The sequence below is a fragment of the Micromonospora sp. NPDC049662 genome, assembly GCF_040675055.1.
In the GTDB taxonomy this organism is placed as follows: Bacteria; Actinomycetota; Actinomycetes; order Mycobacteriales; family Micromonosporaceae; genus Micromonospora.
In genome coordinates, this window is the sequence record NZ_JBFAOC010000001.1 from 124,654 (window position 1) to 132,503 (window position 7,850).

Genomic DNA, 7,850 nt, shown 5'->3' on the forward strand with positions numbered 1-7,850 from the left:
CGGTCAGGTGGCCCGGACCGCCTCGATGATCGTCTCGGCGATCTCGCTCGCGGCCTGCGGGGCCGCCGCCATCGCGTGCGAACCGCCCGCCACCTCGCGTTGGCCGCGCGGGGCGGCCCGCTCGGCCATGAACCGGTGTACGGCGACCGGGATGTTCTTGTCGGCGTCGCCGAACACGAACCAGCTCGGCAGGGACCGCCAGGCGGGTTCGCCGGTGAGCCCGTCGCCCAGGGCCTGCTCGGTGATGGGCCGCTGGGTGCGGGCCATCAGCGCGGCGAGGTCGTCCGACGCGTCGGCGCAGAACTGGGCGTGGTACGCGTCCTGGCCGATCGCCACCTCGTTGCCGCCGGTCGACACCGGGTACTGCACCAGCGTGTCGGCGAGCGTGCTGCCGGGGAACTTTCCCGACAGCGACAACGCCGACTCGCCGGTGTCCGGCGCGAACGCGTTGACGTACACGAGAGCCCGCACCGACGTGTCGCCCGCCGCGGCCTGCGTGATCACCATGCCGCCGTACGAGTGGCCGACGAGCACGACGGGCCCGCCGATCCCCCGTGCCACGTCCCGCACGTACGCGGCGTCGCCCGCGACGCTGCGCAGCGGGTTGGCGGCGGCCACGACGTTGTACGCGGCACCCAGCCGCTCGATCACGCCGTTCCAGCTGGCCGACTCGGCGAACGCGCCGTGCACCAGGACGACGGTGGGCTCCGCATCGGGCATGACAGGCGCTCCCTCGCTCGTGACACTGCTTTCCACCGGCCGTGTCGGTGCGCCTGAGTACCCGCCAGGCGATGGTGAAACCTCCGTTGCGACCGACCGCGTCACCCGCCGTCGCGGGTGGTGGTCGGTGCTGCGCGGTGGCCCGGGAACTACCGGAAGACCTTGACACTCGTCGATGTTAGCGCCAACACTGAGGCCGTTACCTGGGCGCAACACTCCCGTCACACGTTCCTGCACACGGGCGTTCGCGCCCTCGACGTGCCGCAGGTCGGCCGCCGAGGGCCGCGTCGACCAGCGCGGTACCCACAGCTCACGGAGGACAGATGCCGCTGCCACTCGACCGGAGGACCGCCGGTCCGGGCGTCCCCCGCCGCCGCTCGATGCTGGCCGCGCTGCTGGTGGTGCTCGCCGTGTCGGTCGGGCTGCCCGTGGCGGGGCCCGCGCAGGCCGCGCCCGCCGTGAACTACACCAACCCGCTGGTCAACCAGCGGGCCGACCCGCACATCTTCCGGCACACCGACGGCTACTACTACCTGACCGCGACCGTGCCGCAGTACGACCGGATCGTCCTGCGCCGCGCGACCACCCTGCAGGGTCTGGCGACGGCGGCGGAGACCACGATCTGGAGCCGGCACACCAGCGGAGAGATGGGCGCCCACATCTGGGCCCCGGAGATCCACTTCATCAACGACCGCTGGTACGTCTACTTCGCCGCCGGCCGGACCGACGACGTGTGGCGCATCCGGATGTACGTGCTGGAGACCGCCAACGCGAACCCGCTCACCGGAGGGTGGACCGAACGCGGCCGGATCACGACGCCCTGGGACACCTTCAGCCTGGACGCCTCGACCTTCGTGGCCAACGGGGTGCGCTACCTGACCTGGGCGCAGCAGGAGCCGGGCATCTCCACCAACTCGAACGTCTACCTCGCCCGGATGGGCGCCAACCCGTGGCAGATCACGGGCACCGTGACCCGGCTCGTCGTACCGACGTACGCCTGGGAGACCCGCGGCTACCGGGTCGCCGAGGGACCGGCCGTGATCCAGCGCAACGGACGTCTCTTCCTGACCTACTCGGCCAGCGCCACCGACGCCAACTACTGCCTCGGGATGCTCAGCGCCTCGACCACCGCGAACCTGCTCGACGCGGCCGCCTGGAGCAAGAGCCCCAACCCGGTCTTCGCCACCAGCGCGGCCACCGGCCAGTACGGCCCCGGCCACAACTCGTTCACCGTCTCCGAGGACGGGCAGAGCGACATCCTGGTCTACCACGACCGGAACTACCGCGACATCAGCGGCGACCCCCTCAACGACCCGAACCGGCGGACCCGCCTGCAGAAGCTGTACTGGAACGCCGACGGCACCCCCAACTTCGGCATCCCCGTGCCCGACGGGGCCACCCCGGTCCGGCTGCGGTCGCACGACCTGACGACCAGCTACGTCCGGCACTACGACTACCGGGCACGGGTCGAGCCGAACGTGACCAACCTGGCCGACTCCCAGTTCCGCATCGTCAACGGCCTGGCCGGCGGCGGGAGCGTGTCGTTGGAGTCGACCAACTACCCGGGCTACTACCTGCGCCACTACGGATTCGCCCTGTCCATCGCAGCGAACGACGGGTCGTCGATCTTCGCCAGCGACGCGAGTTTCCAACGCCGGCCCGGCCTGGCCGACAGCGCCGGCATCTCCCTGGAGTCACAGAACTACCCGGGCCGCTTCGTGCGGCACCGCGACGGTCTGCTCTACCTGGAGGCGGTCGGTACGAGCGCCGAGCGAAGCTCCGCCACCTTCCACCTGGAATAGCCCCGGCGGGCGGGCCGCACCGCGCCCGCACGCGCCCTCGACACCGTCGGCCGGTCCGCGCGACCCGTCGACGCCGATTGGAGCACCCGATGAACCGGCGTCCCACCATCGCCATCCTGGCCGGGCTCTGCCTCGCGGTCAGCGCGGCACCCGTTCCCGCCGCCGCCCGAGGATCGGCGACCGCCCAGGCCGACGCGTACGTCAGGCTCGCCGGCCCGCCCGGCACGCCGCCCGGCGCCTGCCCGACGGGGGCCAGCTACGGCTCACCACTGCCGGCCAGTTCGGTGACGGCGCCGCGCATCCAGGGCGGGTTCTCGTTTCTCGAAGGGCCCGTCTGGGTCGCCGACGGCGGCTACCTGCTCTTCTCCGACATGGCCGCCGGCACCGGGCCGTACAACGTGCAGCCGTCCACGATCCGTAGGTTCACGCCGCCGTCGACGTTCGACACGTTCATCTCGAACGCCGGCAGCAACGGCATCGCGCTCAGCGCCGACGGCCAGCAGCTCGTGGCGGCCACCCACGACCAGCGCAACGTGTCCGCGTACCGGCTGAGTGACCGGGCCCGCAGCACCGTCGCGGCGAACTACCAGGGTCGGGCGTTCAACTCGCCCAACGACGTCGCGGTCCGCTCGGACGGCGTCACCTACTTCACCGACCCCAACTTCCAGCGCGGCAACCGCCCGGACCAGATGAACGGGCGTACCAGCGTCTTCCGCGTCGTCAACGGGCAGGTGTCGCTGGTGGACGACCAACTGCGTCAGCCCAACGGCATCTCGCTCTCACCGGACGGAAGCACGCTGTACGTGGGCGCCTACTCCGAGAACAAGATCTACAAGTACGCCGTCCAGCCCGATGGCAGCACCGGCGCGCGGAGCGTCTTCGTGAACTACATCGGCGGCCCGGACGGCGGCACGATCGACTGCGCCGGCAACGTGTACTGGACCTCCGGCGGAGACTCCCTCGTCCACGTCTACTCCCCCGCGGGCGTCCAGTTGGGCACGATCCGGCCCGGCTTCACCGGCACGACCAACGTCGCCTTCGGTGGCTCCGACCGGCAGACCCTGTTCATCACCTCGGGTCCACGGAACGACTCCGGCCTGTACAGCGTCCGGCTCAACGTTCCGGGCTACCCGTACTGACGAGAAGGACCGGCACGACCTGGGCGGGCCGTGGGAGGAATCCCCCGTTGTGCTCCTCGCGGAGCGGATTCCTCCCCGCTTCCCCCCAGGTTCGGCCCGGACGGCCCTGATCGGGCCCGTCGCGCAACAGGCGTTGAGCACAACGGGTTCACGCTCAACGGGTGTTGCTCCGAACAGGAGCGAGCTTACGCTCACGTTCCGTGTGCCTGTCAACGTCTGTTTCGCGGCGGGGCACATCTGCGACACTGTCGTTCAGGTCGCCGGAGGGTGAAGAGCATGGTGGACGTTCGGCGGACGGAGCGGGAGTTGCCGCCCCTCGACACGTTGGCAGCACGGCTGGAGTATCTGTTCGACAAGATCCGTCCCACGCCTGACGAGCTCGGCGACTCCGACGAGCCCGGGCGCAGGTACACCAATCGGGAGATCGCCGACAAGATCAACGAAGCGGCGGCCGAGACGGGCGTGACGATCAGCGCCGCCTACATCGGCGAGCTGCGTCGTGGCGTGGCGAGCGATCCCCGTACCTCGCACGTACGCGCCCTGGCCGCCGCCTTCGGTGTCAACTCGGGCTACTTCGTGGACGACGCGGCGGCACGACGAATCCAGGACCAGATCACGTTGCTCAGCGAGCTGCGGCGGATGGACGTCAAACGGGTGGCGCTGCGGCAGGTGCTCGCCGACAACGGCCTCTCCGCGACCGACACGCGGCTCGTCGAACAGATGGTGGCCCGGCTACGGGCCGTGGCAGAGGGCACCGGCACGACCGCGTCCGACGATCGTCGGTAGCGGGTGGCCGTGCAGATCCTGCGGTGGGAGCACACCGACGAGTGGGGGAACACCGACGTGAGGTTGCATCGCCTACGCCGACGCTGCGAACGCATCGTCGCCGAGCTGGAGATGCCGGACCCCTTCGACGTCCGGAGGCTGTGCGACGTCCTCGGTGAGCGGCGCGGCCGGCCCATTCACCTGGTACCGATCGCGCTGCCGGCACAGACGGTGTGCGGGATGTGCGTGCCGACGAACGACTTCGACGCGATCTTCTACGAGCAGGACACCTCGCCACTGCACCAACTGCTGATCATCGGCCACGAGCTGGGTCACCTGCTCGCCGGGCACCAGGCGACCGAGGTGCTGGACGCGGACGCGTCCCGGCTGCTGCTGCCCGACCTCGACCCGCAACTCGTGCGGCGCAGTCTCGGCCGCAGCAACTATGCCGCGGCCGAGGAGCGCGAAGCCGAGATGATCGGCTCGCTGCTGCTGCGGCGGGTCCGCAGCGGGCGCGGTGACGCGGACGAGGCACCTGTCGACGGGCCGGACGCCGAGTTGTACGGCCGGCTGCGGCACTCCCTCGAACACCCCCACTGGTAGCGCGGGAATGGACACCGTCCTCTACACCGTGTGCGCGGCCTCCGGTTGGGTCGCGTTCGTGTACATGGTGCGGTTGCAGCGCCGGCATCCGAGCCGGGCCCGCCGCGCGATCTGCGCGGGCCTCGGTGCGTTCGCCGCCGGGATCACGGTCGCCATCCCGCCCGTCGCGAGCGCGATCGACGAGGTGTCGGGCCTGCCCAACCTCGCCAAGGTGATGGCGCACGCCGGCGCCCTGACCATCTCGGCCAACGCCGAGATCATGCTGCTGCACTTCGCGCTGCCCCCGGCGACGGCCGCCGTCCGGGCCCGCCGCTGGGTCTGGGTCACCGCGTGCGCGTTCCTCGTCATGTTCGGCCTGTTCGCCGTCACCCTCACCTACGACGAGCCGGTGCGCCTGACCGTCGAGTACGCGACCGACCCGGTCGTCACCGCCTACCTGCTGATCTTCCTGCTGCTCGGCTTCTTCGCCTACTGCTTCGACATCACCCGGCTGTGCTGGGGTTTCGCGAAGATCTGCGGACGCCCCTGGCTGCGCCGCGGCCTGCGCATCACGGCCGTGGGCGCCGCCGTCGCGCTGCTCTACAGCACCAACAAGATCGTCTACCTCGTCGCCTACTGGGCCGGCTACCGGCCGACCGGCGAGCGGCAGATCGCGGCGGTGCTGGTGACCATCGGCGCGTTGCTCATCACGATCGGCCTCACCATGCCGGCATGGGGACCCACCCTCAAGATCGGCCAACGGTGGGAGGATTTCCACTCCTACCGGCGACTCGAACCGCTCTGGCGGGACCTCGTCGCGGCCCTTCCCGAGCTGGAACTCGACCCCACCCTGCGCCGCCGGTTCGCGGCCCTGCGCGACACCGACTACGCGCTCACCCGTCGGGTCGCCGAGATCCGCGACGGCCGCCTGGCGCTGCGCCCGTACACCGAGGTGGGGGTGACGGCGCTGGCCGAGCGGTTCGCCGCCGGGGCCGGCCTCGGCGCCACCGAGCGGCAGGCGGCGATCGAGGCCGCGCACCTGGCCTGCGCGCTGCGGCGGCATCGGGCCGGGCTGGTGGCCGCGGCCCCGCAGCCCGCCGACGAGCTGCACCGCCCGGACGGTGGCTATGCCGGCGAGGTGGCGTGGCTGACGCTCGTCACCGACGCCTACGCCCGATCACCCGTGGTGGCCCGGACGCTCGCCGCGGCCACCCCGCGACCGACTGCAGGAGACGCGCGCCGATGAGGGGCCGGTACGACAACCTGAGGCGGATCCGCACGCTGGACCCGCAGCGCGACTACCTGGACATCTACCAGACGATGCTGCGCCACGAGTTCCCCTGGGACCTGAAGCTGGGCCTCAACCTGGCGTTCAACAGGTCCTTCTCGGTCCCGGCCATCGCCGCCGTGCACACCACCACCGGCGAGCTGACCGACCGCACCCAGAAGCGCATCGACGACACCGGCCTGCTGATGTACGAGATGGTCCTCAACGGCTTCGACCAGCCCCGGGGCCGTGACGCGCTGCGGCGGGTCAACCAGATCCATCGCCCGTACGACATCGGCAACGACGACTTCCGCTACGTCCTGGGCTGCCTCGTCGTGATTCCGATCCGGTGGCTGCGCGCCTACGGCTGGCGGCAGCCCTGCTGCCACGAGCGGCAGGCCACCTACCTGTTCTACCGGGAGCTCGGCCGGCGGATGGGCATCACCGACATACCCGGGTCGTTCGAGGAGTTCGAAGCCTGGTTCGACGCCCACGACGCCGCCCACCTGCTGCCCAACGAGGACGCGGCGGCCATCGAGCGGGCCACCCGCATGCTGATGCTCGCCCGCCTCCCCCGCCCGCTCGCGCCACTGGGGAACGCGCTGGTCAGCGCCATGTACGACGAACCGCTGCGGCGCGCGACACGGGTCGACACACCGCCGTGGCCGGTCCGGGTCGGCCTGCGCCTCGCGTTGCGGACGCGCGCGCGGTGGCAGCGGTGGTTCGGGGCGCCCCGGGCCACGCCGCTGTTCGCCGACGGCATCAGGGCTCGGACCTACCCCCAGGGGTACGAGATCAGCCAGCTCGGCCCGCACTGATCAGCGGCTGGTTGGCGCCGGGGCCGCCAGGGTCGGGAACCGCTTGACGTGGCGGCCACCGTAACGGATGGTCAGATATCGGCAACCTTCTATGATTCGAGGAGGACCGATGAAGGCAATCGCCACCACCGCCGCAGCCCTGCTGCTCCTGGTCACGGGCGGCGCATCCGCCGCACGAGACGCATCCGACGCACCACCGGCACCCGCCGCGCCCTGCGCCGGGCAGGTGCACCCCAACCCGTCGTTCGAGCGCGGCGCCAACGGCTGGACGGCCGGCCCGCGCATGGTCGTGCTCGGCGACGAGACCCGGCCGGCACACACCGGTCGCGCGTACGCCACCTTCGCCGGCCTGGACGTGACGCGTAGCGACCTGCTGCGCACGACCGTCACCGTGCCGGCCAACTGCGACCTGACGGTCCGTTTCTGGGTCCGCACCATCACCACGGAAACCACCCGCGGTGACTACCTGAACGTCGGGCTGGCGGTCACCGGCATTCCGCCGAAGACGAGGTTCTCGCTGGCCTTCGACGGCGGGGCGCAGTGGCGGGAGTACGTCATGTCGAGCGGGACGGCGGCGGTCGAGCGCACCGCGACGGCGAGTTTCCTGAGCAGCGAGACGGCCGGCAACGGCGTCACGGCCTTCGACGTCGACGACGTGACGTTCACTCTGAGCTGACGACACCGGGCGGGCGGTCGACTCGACCGCCCCCCCCCCCGGCGCCCCCCCCCGCGCCCGCGGCGCGGCACCGGCGAGGCG

General features: G+C 71.1%; 8 protein-coding genes. 7 read left to right on the plus strand and 1 reads right to left on the minus strand.

Translation table 11 applies throughout. The annotated features are described in order from the left end of the window. Positions 1–3: 3 nt before the first annotated feature. Complete coding sequence (locus AB0J36_RS00505) at positions 4–720, minus strand: alpha/beta hydrolase (RefSeq protein WP_357121069.1); 717 nt, start codon at positions 718–720, stop codon at positions 4–6. Between the two features lie 323 nt (positions 721–1,043). Between AB0J36_RS00505 and AB0J36_RS00510 the strand changes: the two genes are divergently transcribed. From AB0J36_RS00510 to AB0J36_RS00540, 7 genes are all read left to right on the plus strand, one after another. Then, on the plus strand, positions 1,044–2,522 hold the full coding sequence (locus AB0J36_RS00510; protein WP_357172083.1) for a family 43 glycosylhydrolase: 1,479 nt from the start codon (positions 1,044–1,046) through the stop codon (positions 2,520–2,522). Between the two features lie 89 nt (positions 2,523–2,611). Next, positions 2,612–3,661 (plus strand): SMP-30/gluconolactonase/LRE family protein, encoded by a 1,050-nt coding sequence (locus tag AB0J36_RS00515; protein ID WP_357121063.1) that lies wholly within the window; start codon positions 2,612–2,614, stop codon positions 3,659–3,661. A 276-nt stretch (positions 3,662–3,937) separates the two neighbouring features. After that, positions 3,938–4,447, plus strand: coding sequence for a hypothetical protein (locus AB0J36_RS00520; RefSeq protein WP_357121060.1), 510 nt, complete (start codon positions 3,938–3,940; stop codon positions 4,445–4,447). A gap of 9 nt (positions 4,448–4,456) precedes the next feature. Beyond that, positions 4,457–5,029, plus strand: a complete 573-nt coding sequence (locus tag AB0J36_RS00525) for a hypothetical protein (protein ID WP_357172259.1) — start codon at positions 4,457–4,459, stop codon at positions 5,027–5,029. Positions 5,030–5,036: 7 nt separating this feature from the next. Then, positions 5,037–6,254 carry an MAB_1171c family putative transporter gene (locus tag AB0J36_RS00530; protein ID WP_357172082.1) on the plus strand — a complete coding sequence of 406 codons (1,218 nt, stop codon included), beginning with the start codon at positions 5,037–5,039 and terminating at the stop codon, positions 6,252–6,254. Continuing rightward, entirely contained in the window at positions 6,251–7,093 is an 843-nt protein-coding gene (locus AB0J36_RS00535; protein ID WP_363659830.1) for an oxygenase MpaB family protein, read from the plus strand. The genes AB0J36_RS00530 and AB0J36_RS00535 overlap by 4 nt, the downstream gene beginning before the upstream one ends. A 109-nt stretch (positions 7,094–7,202) precedes the next feature. Beyond that, positions 7,203–7,769 carry a hypothetical protein gene (locus AB0J36_RS00540; RefSeq protein WP_357121051.1) on the plus strand — a complete coding sequence of 189 codons (567 nt, stop codon included), beginning with the start codon at positions 7,203–7,205 and terminating at the stop codon, positions 7,767–7,769. The last annotated feature ends 81 nt before the right edge of the window (positions 7,770–7,850 follow it).

Excerpts from the sequence above, each read along its gene's own strand:
- AB0J36_RS00505 (WP_357121069.1), bottom strand. The coding sequence starts at position 720 with ATGCCCGATGCGGAGCCCACCGTCGTCCTGGTGCACGGCGCGTTCGCC.
- AB0J36_RS00510 (WP_357172083.1), top strand. The coding sequence starts at position 1,044 with ATGCCGCTGCCACTCGACCGGAGGACCGCCGGTCCGGGCGTCCCCCGC.
- AB0J36_RS00515 (WP_357121063.1), top strand. The coding sequence starts at position 2,612 with ATGAACCGGCGTCCCACCATCGCCATCCTGGCCGGGCTCTGCCTCGCG.
- AB0J36_RS00520 (WP_357121060.1), top strand. The coding sequence starts at position 3,938 with ATGGTGGACGTTCGGCGGACGGAGCGGGAGTTGCCGCCCCTCGACACG.
- AB0J36_RS00530 (WP_357172082.1), top strand. The coding sequence starts at position 5,037 with ATGGACACCGTCCTCTACACCGTGTGCGCGGCCTCCGGTTGGGTCGCG.
- AB0J36_RS00535 (WP_363659830.1), top strand. The coding sequence starts at position 6,251 with ATGAGGGGCCGGTACGACAACCTGAGGCGGATCCGCACGCTGGACCCG.
- AB0J36_RS00540 (WP_357121051.1), top strand. The coding sequence starts at position 7,203 with ATGAAGGCAATCGCCACCACCGCCGCAGCCCTGCTGCTCCTGGTCACG.